At 73.9% G+C, this 19142-nt stretch carries 18 protein-coding genes and 1 pseudogene; 9 read left to right on the top strand and 10 right to left on the bottom strand.

From position 1 onward, the window contains the following. Positions 1-228 precede the first annotated feature (228 nt). The 3 genes from FHX40_RS04025 (at position 229) to FHX40_RS04015 (ending at position 2256) form a co-directional block, all read left to right on the top strand. Complete coding sequence (locus FHX40_RS04025) at positions 229-720, top strand: type 2 periplasmic-binding domain-containing protein (RefSeq protein WP_229789071.1); 492 nt, start codon at positions 229-231, stop codon at positions 718-720. Positions 721-840: 120 nt separating this feature from the next. Continuing rightward, on the top strand, positions 841-1239 hold the full coding sequence (locus FHX40_RS04020) for a MerR family transcriptional regulator (RefSeq protein ID WP_142258361.1): 399 nt from the start codon (positions 841-843) through the stop codon (positions 1237-1239). Between the two features lie 18 nt (positions 1240-1257). Beyond that, positions 1258-2256, top strand: coding sequence for an aldo/keto reductase (locus tag FHX40_RS04015; protein WP_142258360.1), 999 nt, complete (start codon positions 1258-1260; stop codon positions 2254-2256). A gap of 87 nt (positions 2257-2343) precedes the next feature. Here FHX40_RS04015 and FHX40_RS04010 read toward each other — a convergent pair whose 3' ends face one another. Both FHX40_RS04010 and FHX40_RS04005 read right to left on the bottom strand, forming a co-directional pair. Beyond that, entirely contained in the window at positions 2344-2862 is a 519-nt protein-coding gene (locus FHX40_RS04010) for an isoprenylcysteine carboxyl methyltransferase family protein (protein WP_142258359.1), read from the bottom strand. Then, a complete protein-coding gene (locus FHX40_RS04005) occupies positions 2859-3905 on the bottom strand; it encodes a type III polyketide synthase (protein WP_142258358.1) in 1047 nt (348 codons plus the stop codon). The genes FHX40_RS04010 and FHX40_RS04005 overlap by 4 nt, the downstream gene beginning before the upstream one ends. Positions 3906-4079: 174 nt before the next feature. Here FHX40_RS04005 and FHX40_RS04000 point away from each other — a divergent pair, with 174 nt between their 5' ends. Further along, positions 4080-5294: a site-2 protease family protein gene (locus tag FHX40_RS04000; RefSeq protein ID WP_142258357.1), complete on the top strand. Its 1215-nt coding sequence runs from the start codon at positions 4080-4082 to the stop codon at positions 5292-5294. A 15-nt stretch (positions 5295-5309) separates the two neighbouring features. Next, on the top strand, positions 5310-6593 hold the full coding sequence (locus tag FHX40_RS03995; protein ID WP_142258356.1) for a hypothetical protein: 1284 nt from the start codon (positions 5310-5312) through the stop codon (positions 6591-6593). A gap of 19 nt (positions 6594-6612) precedes the next feature. On the opposite strand, the gene FHX40_RS03990 is transcribed toward FHX40_RS03995, so the two are convergent. Next, a complete protein-coding gene (locus tag FHX40_RS03990) occupies positions 6613-7467 on the bottom strand; it encodes a hypothetical protein (protein ID WP_142258355.1) in 855 nt (284 codons plus the stop codon). A 371-nt stretch (positions 7468-7838) separates the two neighbouring features. On the opposite strand from FHX40_RS03990, the gene FHX40_RS03985 reads away from it, so the two are divergent. Continuing rightward, complete coding sequence (locus FHX40_RS03985) at positions 7839-8534, top strand: endonuclease III domain-containing protein (protein WP_229789070.1); 696 nt, start codon at positions 7839-7841, stop codon at positions 8532-8534. Here the strand turns inward: FHX40_RS03985 and FHX40_RS25400 are convergent. The 4 genes and pseudogenes from FHX40_RS25400 to FHX40_RS24910 all read right to left on the bottom strand — a co-directional run bounded on the left by FHX40_RS25400 (position 8518) and on the right by FHX40_RS24910 (position 12062). Further along, complete coding sequence (locus FHX40_RS25400; RefSeq protein ID WP_229789069.1) at positions 8518-10227, bottom strand: serine/threonine-protein kinase; 1710 nt, start codon at positions 10225-10227, stop codon at positions 8518-8520. The two genes, FHX40_RS03985 and FHX40_RS25400, sit on opposite strands and share 17 nt — an antisense overlap. A gap of 175 nt (positions 10228-10402) precedes the next feature. Continuing rightward, positions 10403-11611 (bottom strand): serine/threonine protein kinase, encoded by a 1209-nt coding sequence (locus tag FHX40_RS03975; RefSeq protein WP_244941613.1) that lies wholly within the window; start codon positions 11609-11611, stop codon positions 10403-10405. A gap of 24 nt (positions 11612-11635) precedes the next feature. Next, positions 11636-11725: pseudogene (locus tag FHX40_RS26185) on the bottom strand (hypothetical protein); the annotation flags it as partial. Positions 11726-11756: 31 nt separating this feature from the next. Next, entirely contained in the window at positions 11757-12062 is a 306-nt protein-coding gene (locus FHX40_RS24910) for a protein kinase family protein (RefSeq protein ID WP_170198697.1), read from the bottom strand. A gap of 313 nt (positions 12063-12375) precedes the next feature. Between FHX40_RS24910 and FHX40_RS03970 the strand changes: the two genes are divergently transcribed. Then, on the top strand, positions 12376-13224 hold the full coding sequence (locus FHX40_RS03970) for a MaoC/PaaZ C-terminal domain-containing protein (protein WP_142258353.1): 849 nt from the start codon (positions 12376-12378) through the stop codon (positions 13222-13224). 57 nt (positions 13225-13281) lie between these two features. Here FHX40_RS03970 and FHX40_RS03965 read toward each other — a convergent pair whose 3' ends face one another. Beyond that, positions 13282-14439, bottom strand: a complete 1158-nt coding sequence (locus FHX40_RS03965) for an acyl-CoA dehydrogenase family protein (RefSeq protein ID WP_142258352.1) — start codon at positions 14437-14439, stop codon at positions 13282-13284. Between the two features lie 49 nt (positions 14440-14488). Here FHX40_RS03965 and FHX40_RS03960 point away from each other — a divergent pair, with 49 nt between their 5' ends. Together FHX40_RS03960 and FHX40_RS03955 are read left to right on the top strand one after the other, a co-directional pair. After that, the gene (locus FHX40_RS03960; RefSeq protein ID WP_229789068.1) at positions 14489-15106 is read left to right on the top strand and encodes a TetR/AcrR family transcriptional regulator; all 618 of its coding nucleotides are present in this window, start codon (positions 14489-14491) and stop codon (positions 15104-15106) included. Positions 15107-15310: 204 nt separating this feature from the next. Further along, positions 15311-16990: an AMP-binding protein gene (locus FHX40_RS03955; RefSeq protein WP_142258351.1), complete on the top strand. Its 1680-nt coding sequence runs from the start codon at positions 15311-15313 to the stop codon at positions 16988-16990. Positions 16991-17012: 22 nt separating this feature from the next. Here FHX40_RS03955 and FHX40_RS03950 read toward each other — a convergent pair whose 3' ends face one another. Both FHX40_RS03950 and FHX40_RS03945 read right to left on the bottom strand, forming a co-directional pair. Beyond that, complete coding sequence (locus FHX40_RS03950) at positions 17013-17507, bottom strand: hypothetical protein (protein ID WP_142258350.1); 495 nt, start codon at positions 17505-17507, stop codon at positions 17013-17015. Between the two features lie 175 nt (positions 17508-17682). Beyond that, complete coding sequence (locus FHX40_RS03945; protein WP_211350153.1) at positions 17683-19029, bottom strand: ferredoxin reductase family protein; 1347 nt, start codon at positions 19027-19029, stop codon at positions 17683-17685. Between the last annotated feature and the right edge of the window lie 113 nt (positions 19030-19142).

Genomic DNA, 19142 nt, shown 5'->3' with positions numbered 1-19142 from the left:
CAACAGGTATCCACGAATAACCCTCTAAACAAGTAGGACTTGACGGGAAAATCCCCTCGTGCTGGAGTGAGAACATGCGCACGCAGGCCCTGCTGACCCGGCGGGGGCACATCGACCTCTGCCGCATCGGGTCGTCCCTGTGTCTCGGCTGACCCGCTGATCCCGCGGCCCCGACCTCACGGTGCCGACTTCACGGCGCCGTCCTCACCGATCGCACCGCACCGACCGGTGCCGATCCCACCGCGCCGCGGCGGCCGCCCCGCCCCGGCCGCTTCGCCGTACCGCCCGCCCACCGCCGTACCGCTGGGGTCGGGCACGAACCAGGAGAAGATCCTGCTCGACTGGGACCGGCAGAACCGGGAGGCCGGGCTCAAGCCGGTCGAGGTGCAGTACTACCAGCAGGCCGCCGACACCTACCTGGCGCTGAAGTCCGGCCGCATCCAGGCGTACTTCGGGCCGTACCCGACCGCCGCGTACCACTCCGCGGTGAGCGGCGACACCAAGATCGTCGGCACCTACTCGGGCGGCGGCGCCAGTCGGCAGGGCCTCATCGCGGCGATGACGAGGAAGGGCAACGGGCTCGCCGAGCCGGTCCGGGACGCGATCAACGTCGTGATCAAAAACGGCAAATATCGGCAGGTGCTCGCCCGCTGGGGCCTGGAGAAGGAGGCGGTGCCCGAGTCCCTGGTCAACCCGCCCGGGCTGCCCCGCGAGGGCTGACCCGCCGCAGGGTCACGCCGCCGGTACGGCCCGGCCTGCGGCGTGGCCCGCCGTACCGGAAACCCCGCGTTGACGGCCCGGGATTGACGGCCCGTACGCCGCGGGTGTGAGACTGCGCGCATGAGCACGTGCATGACGATCGCGGAGGTGGCGAAGCGCACCGGACTCACCCCGCACACCCTGCGGTACTACGAGCGCGAGGGACTGCTGCTGCGCGAGGTGGACCGGTCGTCCACGGGGCGCCGGCTCTACCACGAGGACGACATCACCTGGATCCGGCTCATCACCCGCCTGCGCGCCACCGGCATGCCGATCCGGGAGGTACGGCGGTACGCCGAGCTGGCCCGGGCCGGTGACGCCACCCGGCGGGAGCGGCTGGAGCTGCTGCGCGCCCACCGGCGGCGGGTGATCGAGCGGCTCACCGTGATCGAGGAGCACCTCAAGGCGATCGACTACAAGATCGAGTTCTACGAGGAGTGCTGCCGCCCCCTCGGCCGCTTGACTTCGAGCGCGCTCTAACGGCTTCAATCCGGGGGCATGACGGACCTGAACATCGGCACCAGAACCTTGGGGAAGGCGTCCCCGCTGACCGTGTCCACGCTCGGGCTCGGCTGCATGGGGATGTCCGCGTTCTACGGGGCCGCCGACGAGGACACGGCGATCGCCGTGATCCACCGGGCGCTCGATCTCGGGGTCACGTTCCTCGACACGGCCGACAGCTACGGCCCGTTCACCAACGAGCGGCTGGTCGGCAAGGCGATCGCCGGGCGGCGGGACGAGGTGGTGCTCGCCACCAAGTTCGGCCGGGTGCAGCGGCCCGACGGCAGCGTGGTCATCGACGGCCACCCCGAGTACGTGCGCGCCGCCTGCGACGCCTCGCTGCAGCGGCTCGGGGTGGACCACATCGACCTCTACTACCAGCACCGGGTGGACAAGACGGTCCCGATCGAGGAGACCGTGGGCGCGATGGCCGAGCTCGTCCAGGCGGGCAAGGTGCGGCACATCGGGCTGTCCGAGGCGTCGGCGGCGACCATCCGCCGCGCCCACGCGGTACACCCGATCACCGCGCTGCAGACCGAGTACTCGCTGTTCACCCGGGACCTGGAGGACGAGATCCTGCCGACGCTCCGGGAACTCGGCATCGGCCTGGTCCCGTACTCGCCGCTCGGCCGCGGCCTGCTCACCGGGCGGCTCGAGGTGGACAGGCTCCCGCCGGACGACGTGCGCCGCACCTCCTTCTTCCCCCGCTTCCAGGGCGAGGCGCTCGACGCCAACCTCGCGCTCGTCGCCAAGGTGCGCGAGCTGGCCGAGGCGAAGGGGGTCACGCCCGGGCAGCTCGCGCTCGCCTGGGTGCTCGCCCAGGGGGACGACATCGTGCCGATCCCCGGCACCAAGCGGGTGACGTACCTGGAGGAGAACGTCGCCGCCGCGAGCATCACGCTCACCGAGGAGGACCTCGCCGCGCTGGAGCAGGCCGTGCCGCGCGGCGCGGTGGTGGGCGACCGGTACGGCGACATGTCGCCGATCGACACCTGAGGCCCGGCGCCCGGGCCGCCGCATGCGGGGGCCGGCGGCCGCCGGGGCGCGCGACGGCTCTCCGGCCCGCCGCGCGGCGCGGCGGCGTCACGGCGCGGCGGGCCGGCGGCCGAGCGCCCGGTCCTCGACACGGATCCGCACCCACAGCAGTACGGCGTTCGCCACGGTGAACCCGATCGCGGTGAGCCAGGCCGAGTGGACCAGCGGCAGCGCGACGCCCTCGGCGGCCACCGCCAGGTAGTTGGGGTGGCGCAGCCACCGGTAGGGGCCGTGCCGTACCAGGGGGAGGCCTGGGATCACCACCACGCGGGTGTTCCACCTGCGGCCCAGCGTGGCCACGCACCACCAGCGCAGCGCCTGGGCGGCGAGCACCACGGCGAGCATCGGCCAGCCCAGCGCCGGGATGAACGGGCGGTGGAGCAGCCACACCTCGAGCGGGGCGGCCACGAGCAGGCCCGCGTGCGCGAGGACCATCCAGGGATAGTGGCCGCGGCCGTACTCCACGCCGCCGTGCCGCCGTGCCCAGGCGAGGTTGGCGCGCGTCACCGCCAGCTCGGCGAGCCGTTCGGCGGCGACGAGCGCGACGAGCAGCAGGTAGGCGATCACCAGCGGAGCAGGACGAGTTCGGCGGCGAAACCGGGACCGAGGGCGAGGAGTACGGCGGGCTCGCCGGGCGGCGGGCGGCGGTGGGCGATCGTCCGCTGCAGCACGTTGAGCACCGAGACCGACGACAGGTTGCCGACGTCGCGCAGCGAGCGCCAGGTGATCTCCAGGGCGTCCTCCGGCAGGCCGAGCACCCGGGAGATCGTCTCGATCACGCGCGGGCCGCCCGGGTGGCAGATCCACGAGCGCACCTCGCCGACCCGCAGGCCGTGCTCGGCGAGGAACGCGGCCACGTCCCCGGCGAGCCGCGCCTCCACCAGGTCCACCAGGTCGGGGGAGAGCACGAGCCGTAGCCCGTACTCGCCGACCTGCCAGCCCATCACGTGCCGGGTGCCCGGGTAGAGGCGGCTCTTCGTCGCCACCACGCGCGGCCCGGGGCCGTGGCCGCGCCGCTCCTCCCCCACGGCGGCGACGGCGGCGGCGCCGTCCCCGAACAGGCCGCTGGCGATCAGGTTCGCCGTCGAGCCGTCGTCGCGCTGCACGGTCAGCGAGCACAGCTCCACGCACACCAGCAGCCCGGCCTGGTCCGGCCAGCCGCGCAGGTAGTCGTGGAGCCGGGCGAGCCCGGCCGCGCCGCCCGCGCAGCCGAGCCCGAACAGCGGCAGCCGCTTGACGTCGGGGCGCAGCCCGGCGCGCTGGGCGAGCCGGGAGTCGAGCGACGGCGTGGCCACCCCGGTCGACGAGCAGAACACGATGACGTCCACCTCACCGGGGGCGAGGCCCGCCTCCTCGAGCGCCGCCTTGACGGCCCGCTCCCCCAGCTCGAGCGCCACGTCGATGTAGGCGTCGTTCGCCTCGCCGAACCCGCCGAGCCGGCCGTACCGCTCCAGCGGGAGCGCGAGGTTCCGGCCGGTCACGCCGGTGGCCGTGTGGAAGCGGCGCAGCGCCTCCGGGTCGGCGGGCAGCAGGGCCTGCACGGCCTCGGTGATCCGCTCCTGCCGGTAGCGGTGGTCGGGAAGGACGGTCCGGACGGCCTGGATCCACATAGTGAGTGCCCCGTACCCGAAAGGCGCGAGATCGATCGGGGACGCGCCCCGGCGGTACGGCACGGCCCACCGCGCCGGCCGTGCGGCCGCGCGGCCGGGGCCGTCGATCGGCGCGCGTGATCCTCGCCGCTGCGCGGGTAGGCGTAGGCCATACCTCGACCTGCGGGAGGCGGGATGCGCGCGTCGATCAACCTGGGCCGTATCGGCGGGGTACCCGTCGGCCTCAACCTCAGCGTCGTCGTCATCGTGGCGATCCTCGTCATCGGCCTGGGCTTCGGGCGCTTCCCGATCGAGTACCCCGGGCTGCCGCTCGCGGTCTACCTGCTCGCCGCGGCGGTGACCGCCCTGCTGTTCCTCGCCTCGCTGCTCGCCCACGAGCTGGCGCACGCGCTCGTCGCCCGGCACTACGGCATCGGCGTGTCCGGCATCACGCTGTGGCTGCTCGGCGGGGTGGCCCAGCTCACCGGCGAGGCGCGCACCCCGCGGGCCGACCTGCGGATCGCCGCGGTCGGCCCGGCCACGAGCCTCGCCGCGGCCGCGGTGTTCGGGCTGGTGGCGTGGCTGCTCGCGGCGGCCGGCGCCGCTCCGCTGCTGGTCGGCGTGTTCGCCTACCTGGGCATCGTCAACGTGCTGCTCGCGCTGTTCAACCTCATCCCGGCCGCGCCGCTCGACGGCGGCCGGGTGCTGCGCGCGGTGCTGTGGGCGCGGTGGGGCGACCGGGTGCGGGCCGCAATCACCGCGGCGAACGCCGGCCGTACCTTCGGCTACGCGCTCATCGTGCTCGGGTTCCTGCTCGTCTTCACCGGCCCGGGGTTCCAGGGGCTGTGGCTCGCGCTCATCGGGTGGTTCCTCGTCAACGCGGCGAGCGCCGAGGAGCAGCAGGCCCGGCTCGGCGCGGCGCTGCACGGCATCCGCGTCGGCGACGTCATGTCCCGCTCGCCGGTGACCGCCGCCCCCGGCGAGACGGTCGCCGGGCTCATCAACCGGGTGGTGATGCGCGAACGGCTGTCCACCTACCCGCTCGTCGACGAGTTCGGCGCCTTCCGCGGCCTGGTCACGCTCAACCGCATCCGCCAGGTGCCGACCGAGCTGCGCCCGCTCACCCTGCTGGCCGACATCGCCTGCCCGCCCGCGGACGTGCCGGCCGCCCATCCCGACGACGGCCTGGTCGACCTGATGCAGCAGATGTCCGGCCACCCGGACGGCCGCGCGGTCGTCTTCGACGACGAGGGCCGCCTGATCGGGCTGGTCACGCCGAGCGACATCACCCGCGCGCTGCAGACCGCCGACCTGCGCGCGCCGTACACCGCCCCGCACGGCGCCGACCTCACCGTTCTCGGACCCGAGGACCACAGGACCGAGGCCGTACGGCGGAGCGAGCGCCGATGACGGCACACTGGGGGCATGGGAATCGACCAGGGGACGCTCGCCGAGCTCCGTAGCCGGTACGGCGCGCGGGAGGCCCGGCTCGCCGAGGCCGCGATCGACGTGATCGCGGGCGAGGACGGGCTGGAGGCGGTCACCGCGCACCGGCTGCAGGAGTTCCTGTGGCGTACCCTGCCGGGCTGGCGCATCGACGACCCGGAGCGGGTGGCCGCGGCGCTCGGGCACCTGTTCACCCTCACCGGGCTCGACCGGTACGCCGAGCTGGCGACGTGCGAGACGACGAAGGCGATCCTCGCCGTCTACTCGCGCCAGGGGGCGGACGCGGGCCGGGAGGCGTGCGACGCCGCGATCGCCGAGTCCGGGCTGCAGCCGCCCGACACCACGCTGCTGGCGTGGCGGGTGTTCAGCGGGCCGGTGGAGCACGCGGCCCGGCACGCCTGCGCCGCCGTACTGGAGATGGCGGTGACCGCGGGCGAGCTGCGGCCGGGCGCGCGCGGCTGGGAACGCACCCGCACCACGCTCACCGAGCGGTGCCTCACCGCGCCGCGGCCGGACGGGCCGTGGCTCGACCGGGTGCACGCCGAGCGGCTCGCCGCCTGGACGCGCACGGTCACCCCGGCCAAGGCGGCGCTGCTCGGCGCCGCCGCGGAGCTGCTCGACCGGCCGATCCCGTCGTCCCCGGCCGCGTTCGGGCCGCTGCGCTGGCTGCTCGCCGAGGCCCGCGACGGGCTCGCGCTCACCGGGCGGCACGAGATCGCGCCGGGCCTGGTCGCCGTGGCGGCCGACGCGTTCGGCTGGCGCGACGGCGCGGGCGATGCCGTGGCGGAGGCCGACGTGCCGCCGCTGCGCTGCCTGCGGTACGTCGCCGCCCGGGAGCTGCGCGCGGTGCGCCGCCTCGGGGACCGGCTGGTGCTCACCCCGCTGGGGCGGCGCATGGTCGCCGACGAGCAGGTGTTCTGGGCCGCGGCGGTGCGGGCCGTGGTCGGCACCGGCAACGCGGTCGCGCTCGCCGCACGGGAGGTGATGCTCGCCCTGCTGCTCGTCGACGGCCCGATGCCGCCCGCGCGGCTGGAGCGGCGGACGCGCGAGGTGCTGGGCGAGGAGTGGGAGGACGGCGAGCGCCTCACCCTGGCCGTGCGCGAGCAGCGGCTGCTGCTGTGCGACCGGCTGCGGGCGCTCGACTGCCACCGGCCGGATCCGCGGCTGCGCGGCCTGGTCGTGCTCACCCCGTACGGGGAGCTCGCGGTGCGGGCGGCGCTGCGCGCCCACGCGCTGCGGCCCCATCCGGTCCTCCCCCGCTGACGCCGCCCCGGGCCGGGCGTCACAGGTACGGCTTGAGGTGGCGGTTCAGCGCGCCGCACGCCAGGTACTTCTCGACCGTGTGGAAGTCGATCCAGTCGATGTTGACCAGCTCGTCGGCGTCCACCCCGGCGAAGCGGTCGGACAGCGTCGCGGGGATGGCCACGATGTCGTCCTTGTCGGCGATGTTCACCCACCGGCCCACCCCCGGCGGGCGCTCTCCCCGGCCGTTGAGCGGCGCCGGGAGCAGCCGTTCGAAGACGACGTTCCGCATGCCGAGCGGGCTGCCCATGGTGACCAGCAGCTCGACCCGGAGCCCGGGGTGCGCCCACAACGCCTCGTAGGTCACGACGCTGCCCAGGGAGTGGGCGACCACCACCGCGGGCCGGCGGCGCCGGATCACCTCGGCCACCGCGTCCCGGGCCCGCACCCGGGCGGCCGCGTCCGGGGCGGCCAGGTAGGCCGCGACCTCGGGCACGAAGTTCCTGGCGAACTCCTCCAGCCGCGGGCCGAACCGCCCGACCGCCCACTCGGCGAGCCGGCGGAGCATGCCGGTGAGCGACTCCCCCGCGACCGCGCGCACCCCGTCGAGCCTGCCGAGGCCGAGCTGGGTGAGCCAGTCGGCCATGAGCAGGGAGTGCTCCGGCCCCATGCGGCGCAGGTCGCGGATCGGCTCGGCGTCGCCCTGCCGCAGCAGGTGCGCGTAGTAGGCGATCTCGCTGATGTAGGACCGCCCGTCGTACGGCGCGGCGCCGTGCAGCCCGGCGTGCAGGTAGCGGTTCCACTTGGCCCGCATGGCCTCGGCCGCCCCGGACGCCGAACCCGCCGCCTGGAAGTAGCGGTACTTGCCGATGCCGTGCACTCCGACGATGCTCATCGCCCCTGCCCCTGGTCGTACCGGACGCGTACGGCCTGCGGCCCCGACGATCCCACCCGGCGCGACTCCCGGCAACACCGGCAAAAGCGAATGACAGCGGCAAACGACTCGAAATCGGCACACCTCTCCGGCCACGGCCGGGTCACGGCGGGACACCGCCCGCCGCCCTGACCGCCGGCCGGGGTTCAGGTGCGGCGGTCCTCCGTCTCCCAGAGGCGGTCGATGACGTGCCAGGCGAGCCGCCGTACCGCGCACCGGGGCGGCCGGCCGCACACGGGGGCGATCACGGGCACGGCCCCGGCCGCCGTAGGCTTGGGTGGCGTCGGGCCGTGCCGTACGGCCGACGCGGGCGACAGGACCGAGGAGCGCGGATGACGGCGCCGATGACGGGGCCGGACCCCGAGACGATCCGGGAGGTGCTGCGGCGGTTGCGGGCCCGGCAGGGGCCGTTCCGGCCCGGCGCGCCGCTGCCGATCATCGACCAGGTGGTGGCGACCGTGCTGTCCCAGAACACCTCGGACGTCAACTCCGGGCGGGCGTTCGCCCGGCTGAAGGAGCGGTTCCCGAGCTGGGAGCAGGTCGCGGACGCGCCGCCGGACGAGGTGGCGGACGCGATCCGGCCCGGCGGGCTCGCCGCGGTGAAGGCCCGCCGGATCCAGGAGATCCTCGCCGAGATCGAGCGGCGGGAAGGACGCATCGACCTCGACCGGCTGCGCGGGCTCGGCGACGAGGAGGCCGAGGCCTACCTCACCTCGCTGCCCGGGGTGGGCCCGAAGACCGCCGCGTGCGTGCTCGTGTTCGCCATGGGCCGCCCCGCGTTCCCCGTGGACACGCACGTGCACCGCATCGTCACCCGGCTCGGCTGGGTGCCGCCGGGCACCACCGCCGCCAAGGCGCAGGCCCTGCTCACCCCGCTCGTGCCGCCGGAGATCCGCCACGAGCTGCACGTGGCGTTCATCGTGCACGGCCGTACCGTGTGCCGCGCCCTGGCGCCGCGGTGCGGCGAGTGCGAGCTGCGCGACCTGTGCGCGTACGGCGGTGCCGTGCCGGTCAGCGGGGAGGGCTGATCTTCCGGTCGCCGCGCCACTCACGGTATCGGGTGGTGAAGAACGACTCGAGCACGCTGCCGTCCCCGTAAGGCATCCGCCACCCGACGCGCCACTGCTTGGGCAGGTCGTGCTCGTCGACGGTGAGCCGGTAGTTGACGTAGCCGCTCGCGCCACCCCAGTCACGCAGGTAGCGGACCACGAGCTCGTGCGTGTCCTCCCGCACTGGCACGCCGCCGGTGTAGGTCCGGTCCTTGCGCCGCACGCGGTTGGTGGCGAGAAGGAGCTCGAGGATCGCCTGGATCGAGCTCATCGCGACCACCATGTGGGCGGCCCGCGCGTAGGAGGGCAACTTCTTCTCCTCCGGATCGAGGGTGAACTTCGCGTTCCGGCGCTGGAGCGCGTAGCCCGCGCCGTTCGCGATGATCATCTGCTCGGGTCCGAGGTCCTGCTCCGCGGGCGGATAGTGGATCACCATGTCGAAGGCGGTCTCGCGCCGCTCCACGCTGTCGTGGTAGAGCCGTCCCTCCGCCGACACGCTCCAGTCGCTCTGCGTGAAACCGCCATCGAACTCGAAGGTCGCGGACGGGGTGACGGCCAGCGCGGCGTCGATCGCCGCCGCGAGCTCCTGCGGGTTGTCGGGAGGCGGGAACGCCCCCGAGGCCGCCGCGCGGGTCGCCGTGGGGGTGGCGGAGGACGGGGCCTCCGCGGCGAGCGTGGCCGGGGTGTCGTCCGACGTGAGCCGGTACCACAGCATCGCACTGGACGCGGCGAGCGCGGCGGTCATTGCCCCCACCCCGGTGAGGACCTTGCGGCGGGGCAGCGAGGGCAGGGTCGTCGGGCCGTCGCCGAGGTCCACGGTCGCGACCCCCCGGGCCACCGCCCGGCCCTGCTCCAGCGCCTCGGCCGGGGACGGGTCGGAGCGGTTGAGCAGCCGCAGCAGCACCTCGTTCGCGGTCGGCCGCTGCGCCGGATCCTTCGCCAGGCAGCGGCGCACCACGTCGCGGAGCGGCTCGGGAATCGCGCTGAGGTCGGGCTCGGCGCTGAGGATGCGGTAGGAGACCGCGGCGATGTTGTCGTCGCCGAACGGCGGCCGGCCGGTGGCCGCGAACACCATCGTCGACCCCCAGGCGAAGATGTCCGCCTCGGGCCCGATCCGGGCGCCGGTGAAGTGCTCCGGCGCCATGTACGGCGGCGACCCGGCCGTCGTGCCGGTCGTCGTGGTCAGGTCCACGAGCCGCGCGATGCCGAAGTCGATCACCCGCGGGCCGTCCGGGGCGAGCAGCACGTTCGACGGCTTGAAGTCGCGGTGCACCACCCCCGCCCGGTGGATCGCGGCGAGCGCGGTGATCGTGGCCACGGCGAGCCGGTGCAGGGCCGCGCCCGTCCGCACGCCCTCGGCGGCGATCACCTGCTGGAGCGTCGGCCCGTCGACGTACTCGCTGACCACGTACGGCGGGTCGTGGTCGAGGGCGACGTCGAGGACGGCGGCCGTGCAGAACTCGGCGACCTGACGGGCAGCGGCGATCTCCCGGCCGAACGCCGAGGCGTCGCCGGAGAAAAGACGGGACCGGAGGACCTTGATCGCGACCTTCTGGCCGCTCGGGGAGACACCCAGGTAGACGACACCCTGGCCGCCCTCGCCCAGCCGTCGCTCGATGCGGTAGCCCCCCAGGTACGGCGGATCGCCCGGCCGTAACGCGTCCACCGGCACCCAATCACCCCTTGCCGCCATCCGTGGTGTCACGGGACCACCTCCCCGGCGTGGCGTCCCGCCGTCGTCCGGACACATGCTAGAGGCGGCAAGATCGGCCGGGTGGGGTGAATCCACGCATCGGGCGGCGATCCGGTCCCGCCTCGCCGCGGGCCGTCCGGCCGTGCCGCACCGGTCAGCCCGGAAGGGTGATCTCCTCGCGGGCCCGCCAGTCGCGGTAGCGGGTGACGAAGTCCGACTCGGGGGCGGGGGCGAGGACGGCGGGGGTCCCCCACACCAGGCGCAGCTCCGTGGGCAGGTCGCGCTCGTCGAGGGTGAGGGTATAGGTGAGGTAGCCGGCTACCTGGTCGTCCGGCACATACTCCCCGACCAGGTACGTGATCAGGTCGAAGTCGAGCATTCCCAGGAGGATGGTGGCCGTGTACGCGCCGCCCTCCCGCTGCAGCGTCCGGGTTCCCGTGATGAGCCGGATCAGCGTCTGCGGCGAGCTGAGCGCGGCCACCGTCTGGGCGGCGAACACGAGCCCGCGTTTCGGTTTGCGGTCCGGCGAGAGGACGAACGGCTTCCGGCGTTGCACGGCGTACCCGACCCGGTTCTTGACGATCACCCGCTCGGGCCTTCGGGACCCGGGCCAGGCGACCTGCATGTCGTACGCGGTGTCGGGGTAGTGCGCCCCGGCGGCATGGACCATCCGTCCCCGCCCCGCCACATGCCAGGGGTCATCGGCGAAACCGCCCTGGAACTCGAAGGTCGCGCACGGGGTGTCGGCGAGCGCGGTGTCGATCGCCACGGCGAGCGCGAGCGGGGTCATGGGCGGATCGCCGCCGGCGGGCCGCGCGGGGGCTTCGGTGGAGCGCCCGGACCAGATCCGCTGCCCGAGCACGGCGGCCGACACGGCGAGCGCGGCGGTGACGGCCGCCCCGGTGAGGATCCTGCGGCGGGGCACCGAGGGCCGGGTCGGCGGGCCGGTGGCGTCGGGCGGCTCCTGGACGCCCCGCGCCACCGCCCGGCCCTGCTCCAGCGCCTCCTCCGGGGCCGGATCGGCTCGGCCCAGCAGCCAGTGCAACACCTCGTTCGCGCTCGGCCGGCGCGCGGGGTCCTTCGCCAGGCAGCGGCGCACCACCTCGCGCAGCGGCCGAGGCAGCGCGCCGAGGTCGGGTTCGCTGTGCAGGATCCGGTACGCGACGGCGGCGAGGTTGTCGTCCCCGAACGGGGGCCGGCCGGTGGCGGCGAACGCCATCGTCGCGCCCCAGGCGAAGACGTCCGCCTCGGGCCCGATCCGGGCGCCGGTGAAGTGCTCCGGCGCCATGTACGGCGGCGACCCGGCCGTGGTGCCCGTGGTGGTCGTCATGTCCACGATCCGCGCGATGCCGAAGTCGATCACCCGCGGGCCGTCCGGGGCGAGCAGCACGTTCGACGGCTTGAAGTCGCGGTGCACCACCCCGCCCGGTGGATCGCGGCGAGCGCGGTGATCGTGGCCACGGCGAGGCGCTGCAGGGCGACGCCGGTGCGCACGCCCTCGGCGGCGATCACCTGCTGGAGCGTCGGCCCGTCGACGTACTGCTGACGATGTACGGCGGGTCGTGGTCGAGCGCGGTGTCGAGGACGGCGGCCGTGCAGAACTCGGCGACCTGACGGGCCGCGGTGATCTCGCGGAGGAACGCCGAGGCGTCGCCGGAGACGAGGGGACGGCGGACGACCTTGATCGCCACCTTCCGGCCGGTCTCGGAGACCCCCAGGTAGACGACGCCCTGGCCGCCCTCCCCCAGCCGCCGCTCGATCCGGTAGCCCCCCAGCCGTCTCGGATCACCGGCCCGTAACGCATCTTCGGCCACGACAACCCCCTCGTGCCGTTCCGCCGCGCCACGGACCATCTGCAATGGCATTTCGTTATTGTCCGGTCGCGGGTCGTCGGCGGCAAAATCGGCCGGGCGCCGTGAAAGCCGTACGGCGGGCCCACGCGGGAGGCTACGGGCCTGTGGTGTGAATCGTTCAAAAACGGCCCCGGGACCACGTGGCCGGATTCACGGTGGCGGGGACGGCCGGGGCGGGCCGGTGCGCGGGCTGGTGACATCCCGACCGGCGCTGCTAGATTCCGATTCTAGTATCTTGTTCTCTTTTCTCCCATTAAGGTGCAGGAGGGGCGAAATGCCGCTCAACCACGACCTGGTCGGCGTCGAGTCCGAGCCGGTGGAACGGAGCTGGACGAGCACGGACGCGCTGCTCTACGCGGTGGGGGTGGGCGCCGGTCTCGACGACCCGACCGCCGAGCTCGCCTTCACCACCGAGAACTCGGAGGGCGTGCCGCAGCAGGTGCTCCCCACGTTCGCGGTGCTGCTCGCCCAGGGCGGCAGGTCCGGCAGGCTCGGCGACTTCGACCCCGCGATGCTCGTGCACGCCGAGCAGGCGTTCGAGCTGCACCGGCCGCTGCCGCCGGCCGGGACGGTGCGGGTCACCTCGAAGGTGACCGGCATCTACGACAAGGGGTCGGGCGCGCTCGTGGTGAGCGAGTCCCTCGCGGTGGACCCGGAGAGCGGCGAGCCGATGATCACCTCGCGCAGCTCGGTGTTCATCCGGGGCGAGGGCGGCTTCGGCGGGGACCGCGGGCCGCGCTCGGAGTGGCGGGTGCCGGAGCGCAAGCCGGACCACGTGGTCACCTACCGCACCCGGCCGGAGCAGGCGCTCATCTACCGGCTGTCCGGGGACCGCAACCCGCTGCACTCCGATCCGGCGTTCGCCGCGCGCGCCGGGTTCCCCCGGCCGATCCTGCACGGCCTGTGCACCTACGGCTTCACCGGGCGCGCCCTGCTGCACACCGTCGCCGGCTCCGACCCGGCCCGGTTCGCCGCGATGTCCGGCCGGTTCTCCGCCCCGGTGTTCCCGGGCGACGCGCTCACCGTGTCGATGTGGGTGGACGGCGAGCAGGTGTGGTTCCGCACCGCCAAGGACGACGGCACCGTGGTGATCGACCGCGGCGAGGCCCGGATCCGCGGGTGACGGGCCGCGGGCCCGTGGCGTGCCCCGGCGGCAGGGGTCGCCGCCGGGGCGCCGGGCTCACTCGCCGATCTCGCCGAGCCGGGCGTAGCCCTTGAGCAGGTTGCGGGCGATGGTACGGCGCTGGATCTCGTCGGTGCCCTCGAAGATGCGCAGCACGCGCAGCTCGCGGTACCAGCGCTCGATCGGCAGCTCCTTGGTGTAGCCCATGCCGCCGTGGATCTGCAGCACCCGGTCGACGACCCGGTTCGCCATCTGCGCGCCGTTGAGCTTCGCGATCGAGGTGGCGTGCCGCGGGTCCTTGCCCTCCTGCAGCCGCCAGGCGGCGTACAGGGTCTGCCACTTGACCGCCTCGATCTCCACCTGGGAGTCGGCGATCATCCACTGGATCGCCTGGTACTCGGCGATCGGCCGGCCCATCGACTCGCGCACCTTGGCGTAGTCGATCGCCATCTGCAGCAGCCGCTCGGCCGTGCCCACCGCCTTGGCCGGGATGCGGTAGCGGCCCGCGCCGATCCACTTCATCGCGAGGTCGAAGCCCTTGCCGAGCTCGCCGAGGATGTTCTCCTCCGGCACCCGGACGTCCTGGAACACCAGCGACGCGGGGTTCCACCACTCGCTCATCGTCTGGATGGGCTCGGAGGTCCAGCCCATGTCCCGGTCGACGAGGAAGCAGGTGACGCCGTAGTCCTCGGCCTGGGCGAAGACCATCGCGAAGTCGGCCTTGCTGCCGAAGGTGATGAAGGTCTTCTCGCCGTTGATGATCCAGTCCTTGCCGTCGCGCACCGCGCGGGTGCGGATGTTCCGCGCGTCCGAGCCGGCGCCGGGCTCGGTCAGGGCGAAGCAGGACTGCCGCTCACCCTCGATCACCGGGATGAGGTAGCGCTTCTTCTGCTCCTCGTTGCACGCGTAGAGGATGTTGTCGGCGCTGCCGCCGAAGGAGAACGGCACGAAGGTACGGCCCAGCTCCATCGTGATGATCGCGTCGAGCAGCGGGCCGAGGTCGGCCCCGCCGTACTCCTCGGGGGTGTCGATGCCCCACAGGCCCGACCGCTTGGCCCGCTGCTGCAGGTCGCGCAGGACCTCGGGGTCGAGCGACGGCCGGCCCTCGCGCTCGTTGCGCAGCACCTCCGGCTCGAGGGGCATGATCTCCTTTTCGATGAAGCTCCGCACCGTGTCGCGGATCTGTCGTTCTTCGGGGCTGAGCGAGAAGTCCATCTGACCGAAACCTTTTCTAGAATCTGTGTCTAGAAATGTAGGAGGTACCGTGAAGAGCCGCAAGTCGGCCGCGCGAGGCGGCGGCTGGGAGTGGCAGCGCACCGCCGAGACGCGGCGCGGCATGCTGGACGCGGCCCGCCAGGTGTTCTGCGAGCGCGGCTTCGCCGAGGCCGGGGTCGCCGACGTGGTCGAGCGGGCGGGCTGCAGCGTGGGCAGCCTCTACCACCACTTCGGCGGCAAGGCCGAGCTGTTTCTCGCGCTGTGGGAGGAGCACCAGCGCGCCGGCGAGGAGGCCGCCGCCTCCGGCGTCGCCGAGGCCCGCCGTACCGGGGTGTCCGACCCGGTCGAGCTGTTCATCGCGGGGGCGCGCGCGTTCCTCCGGGAGGCCTGGGCGCAGCGGGACCTCACCCGGCTGTTCGCGGACGGCGACTCGCCGCCCGGCTTCGAGCTGGTCCGCCGCACCCGCGGGCGCGAATGGGTGCGGCAGAACTCCGTGCTGCTCGGCGCCGGCGACACCCCGCTCGACCGGCTCACCACCGCGGTGCTCACCGGCGCGATCGTCGAGGCCGGGCGCGAGGTCGCGGTGTGCGCCACGGAGGAGGAGGCCGACGCGGTGATCGACGCCGCGGTCACGCTGATCCGCCGCCTCACCGCCACCACCGGGTGACCGCGCCCGGGACACGGCACGGCACCGGCGGCCGGATCGGCGGCGTGACGTGCGGTCTTGCAATAGGTGGAAACCCCTATTGACCGGTTTCGGAGCGCCCACTCAGGATGTGCACGGACGATCGCCCACCGCTACCGACCCCCGCCCATCCGCCGTGCGCGGGCGCGCGCCGCCCCGCCCGGCCCTTCCCCCAGGAGCGACCCGATGCACGACCTGATGGACGAGCCGGTTCACGAGCAGGGCCTCGCCGACCTGTGGCATCTGATCGCCGACGAGATCGGCGACCTCACGGCGGTCTCGTGCGGCGACCGGTCCCGGACCTGGCGCGAGATCGAGGAGCGGGCCGCCCGCTTCGCCGGGCACCTGCGCGCCGCCGGGCTCGCCCCCGGTGACCGGGTGGCGGTCGGGCTGCGCAACTCGGTGGAGTACATCGAGGTGCTGTTCGGGCTGTTCAAGGCCGGGCTCACCCCGGTCAACCTGAACGTCCGGTACCGCCCGGCCGAGCTGCGCCACCTGCTCACCGACTCCGGCGCGCGCGGGCTCGTGGTGGGCGAGGCGATCGTCCCGGCCGCGCTCGAGGCCGCCGAGGGCACCGACGCCACGGCCGTGCGCGTCGCCGTGGCCGACCTCGCCGGCCACCCGCCCGCCGAGCACCTCGACGGCGGGTTCGTCCGGTACGAGGACGCGCTCGCCGCCGCGACCCCGGCGCCGCGCGAGCGCCGCAGCGGCGACGACCACCTCATCCTCTACACCGGCGGCACCACCGGCATGCCCAAGGGCACGATGTGGCGGCAGGGCGACCTCATCGGCGTCGGCGACAACGAGTGGCGGCGGCGCGGCTTCGAGCCGCCGAAGACCCTCGGCGAGGTCCGGCGCATGGTGGCCGAGCACGCCCGGTCCGACCGGCGCCCGGTGATCATGCCGTCCTCGCCGCTCATGCACGGCACCGGCATGTTCGGCGCGTTCGGCGCCCTGTACGTCGGGGCGCACGTGGTGCTGCTCGCGGGCGCCTCGTTCTCGCCGAAGGAGCTGTGGGAGACGGTCGAGCGCCGCCGCGTCGACGAGGTCGTGATCGTCGGCGACGTGCAGGGCGGCCCGATGGCCGAGGAGCTCGACCGGGCCGCCGCCGCGGGCCGGCCGTACGACCTGTCGAGCCTGTGGCAGGTGCGCAGCTCCGGCATGCGGTGGAGCGCGGCGAACAAGCTCGCCCTGCTCCGGCACGCCGACATCCGGTGCATGGACGTGATCGCCTCCAGCGAGGGCGGGCCGTACGGCGTGGCGATCACGGTGCGCGGCGAGGACCCGGAGAACGCGCGGTTCATGTTGCCGCCGAACGCCCGGCTCATCGACGAGGACGGCAACGACGTGCCGCCCGGCTCCGGCAGGGTGGGGCTGCTCGCCGCGCCCGGCCGCATGCCGGTCGGCTACCTCGGCGACCCGGACAAGACCGCGGCCACCTTCCGGGTCATCGACGGGGTGCGGTACGCGGTCCCCGGCGACCGGGCGATCCTCCACGAGGACGGGTCGCTCACCCTGCTCGGCCGGGCCAGCGGCGTGATCAACAGCGGCGGCGAGAAGATCGCCGCCGAGGAGGTGGAGCACGTGCTCGTCGACCACCCGGCCGTCGCCGACGCGGTCGTGGTCGGCGTCCCGCACCCCCGGTGGGGCCAGACCCCGAACGCGATCGTGACCCTGCGCGACGGCGCGACCGCCACCGAGCAGGAGCTCATCGACCACGTGCGCGCCCACCTGGCGAGCTACAAGAAGCCGAGCCGGGTGCTGTTCGTCGACGCGATCGTGCGCACCGCCGCGGGGAAGGCCGACCGCCGCTGGGCGACCGAGTACGCGGTCAGGGCCGCGCAGGACGCCGCCGCGACCGCGTGAGCCGTACGGCGGCCGGCCGGGGTCAGATGACGTCCTTCGCCTCGAACGCCGGGTGCGCCCCCACGTCCTGGCCGGGGCCGAGCGTGTGGGCGAAGTAGACGAAGGCGCGCGCGCCGCTGTGGAAGGCCACCTCGACGCCGTACCGGTGGGTCTTGCCGTGGAAGGTCCGCACCTCCTGGACCTCCGGGTTGCCGCCGTTGGTGACGAGCGCGGCGAGCCAGGCCTCGAACGCCCGCACGTTCACCCGGTCGTTCTCCAGGCCGAAGCCGGGGTCCGGCACCGGGGCGGGCGCGTCGCCGGTCTTGACCACCTCGGGCTTGTCCGCGCTCTCGCCGCCCTGCGCCGAGGTCCGCACGATCTGCAGGAGGATGCGGGCGCCGGTGGTGAACGTCACCTGGAGCCCGTACGGCGACGCCTTGTGGCCCGCGTCCGCGAAGGTCACCACGTCCTTGATCGCCGGGTTCGCGCTGCCCAGCAACAGGTCGCGCAGGTACTGCTCGAAACGTGCCGCTCGCATCGTCGTCCGTGAGGTTCCGTGGATACCGCTGGGAGAGTCTAGGCAGGGCCGATGCGGACACCGCACCGGCCCTCGGGACAATCCGGACGGCGTGTCGCGGCCGCCGGCGGCGCCGGGCACGCCACGCCCGCCGCACCCGGCACCCCGGCGCGCGGCGGGCGTGAGCGGTGGCGGGTCAGGCGAGGGCGAACCGCTCGGCGTGGATCTGCCGGCGCGGCACCCCCAGCTCGCGCAGGCTCGCCACCACGGACTCGGTCATCGCGGGCGGCCCGCACACGTAGATGTCCCGCTCGGCGATGTCCGGGACGAGCGAGCGCAGGTTGCGCGGCGCGAACGGCCGGTTGGGCGGCGACCCCACGCCGGTGCGGCCGGTGAGCAGGTGGAGCCGCGCACCGCGCGCCGCGGCGAGCGACCGCAGCTCGTCGAGGAGCACCGCCTCCTGGACGCTGCGCACCCGGTAGAGCACGACCACCGGCCCGGTGAGCTCCTCCAGCAGCGCCCGGACCGGGGTGACGCCGACCCCGCCCGCGATGAGCACGGTGCCCTCGCGGGTGCGGTGCATCGAGGTGAACGCGCCGTACGGCCCCTCGGCGAAGACCGGGGTGCCGACCTGCAGGTTCCGCAGCCCGCGGGTGGCCGAGCCGACCGCCTTGACGGTGATGCGCAGGGTGCGGCCGTCCGGCGCGGCGGACAGCGAGAACGGGTTCGCCCGCCACCAGCCGTGGTGGCCGGGGAACCGCCAGATGAAGAACTGGCCCGCCCGGGCCGGGAGCCGGTGGAGGTCCCGGCCGGTCAGGTACACCGAGGTGACCTCGGGCGACTCGGGGACGACCGCGGACACCCGGAGCCGGTGCCGGAGATTCCGGTGGATCGGCAGCACGATCCGCCCGGCGACGAGCGCGACGACCACCAGCGTCCAGATCGTCCACCAGTAGGCGGTGGACAGCGGGGTGGCGGTGAACGTGGTGCCCTCCAGGAACTGGTGCACGAGGGCGAGCATCAGGGCGCAGTAGACCAGCAGGTGCAGCCCGTGCCACACCTCGTACGGCAGGCGGCGCCGGATCGCCCGCATCGACACGATGGCGACGGTGACGATCACCGTGGCGGCGCAGATGCCGAGCAGCGAGGCGGGCACGCCCGCCAGCGCGAGGAAGGTGCGCAGCGGCGACGCCCGGTCGAGCGTGGCGTACCCGAGCACGACGAAGGTGGCGTGCAGCACCACCGTCCACAGCAGGGTGAAGCCGATCCACCGGTGCCAGCGGGTGAGCCGGTCCATGCCGATGCGCCGGTCCAGCCACGGCAGCCGTGCCACCAGGGTGAGCTGGAGCATCATGACCAGCGCCGCGTGCAGGCCGAAGAACTTCGCGACGGTGAGGATCGAGTTCTTGCCCTCGCCCGAGGTGAGGAACAGCGCCCACACGATGAGCAGGTTGACCGCGAAAAAGCCCGCCAGCGTGAGCGTCGCCAGCGTGGCGGGCGGAAGCGCCGTACGCCGGGGTAAGGAGTGCTCCGCAGCCGTCACATGAACCTCCTGTCCGCGACCGCCCCGAGCTCGCCGCCACGACTCGCCGTGGCCGGCGAGGCGGCTGCCGGTTGCCAGTGTGCACGCGACGGCGACTCATGACAGTGCTGTAA

Origin of the sequence: Thermopolyspora flexuosa (assembly GCF_006716785.1) — a bacterium.
Taxonomy (GTDB): domain Bacteria; phylum Actinomycetota; class Actinomycetes; order Streptosporangiales; family Streptosporangiaceae; genus Thermopolyspora; species Thermopolyspora flexuosa.
Note: the sequence above shows the minus strand (reverse complement) of the source record. Positions and strands in the feature narration are given on the sequence as shown.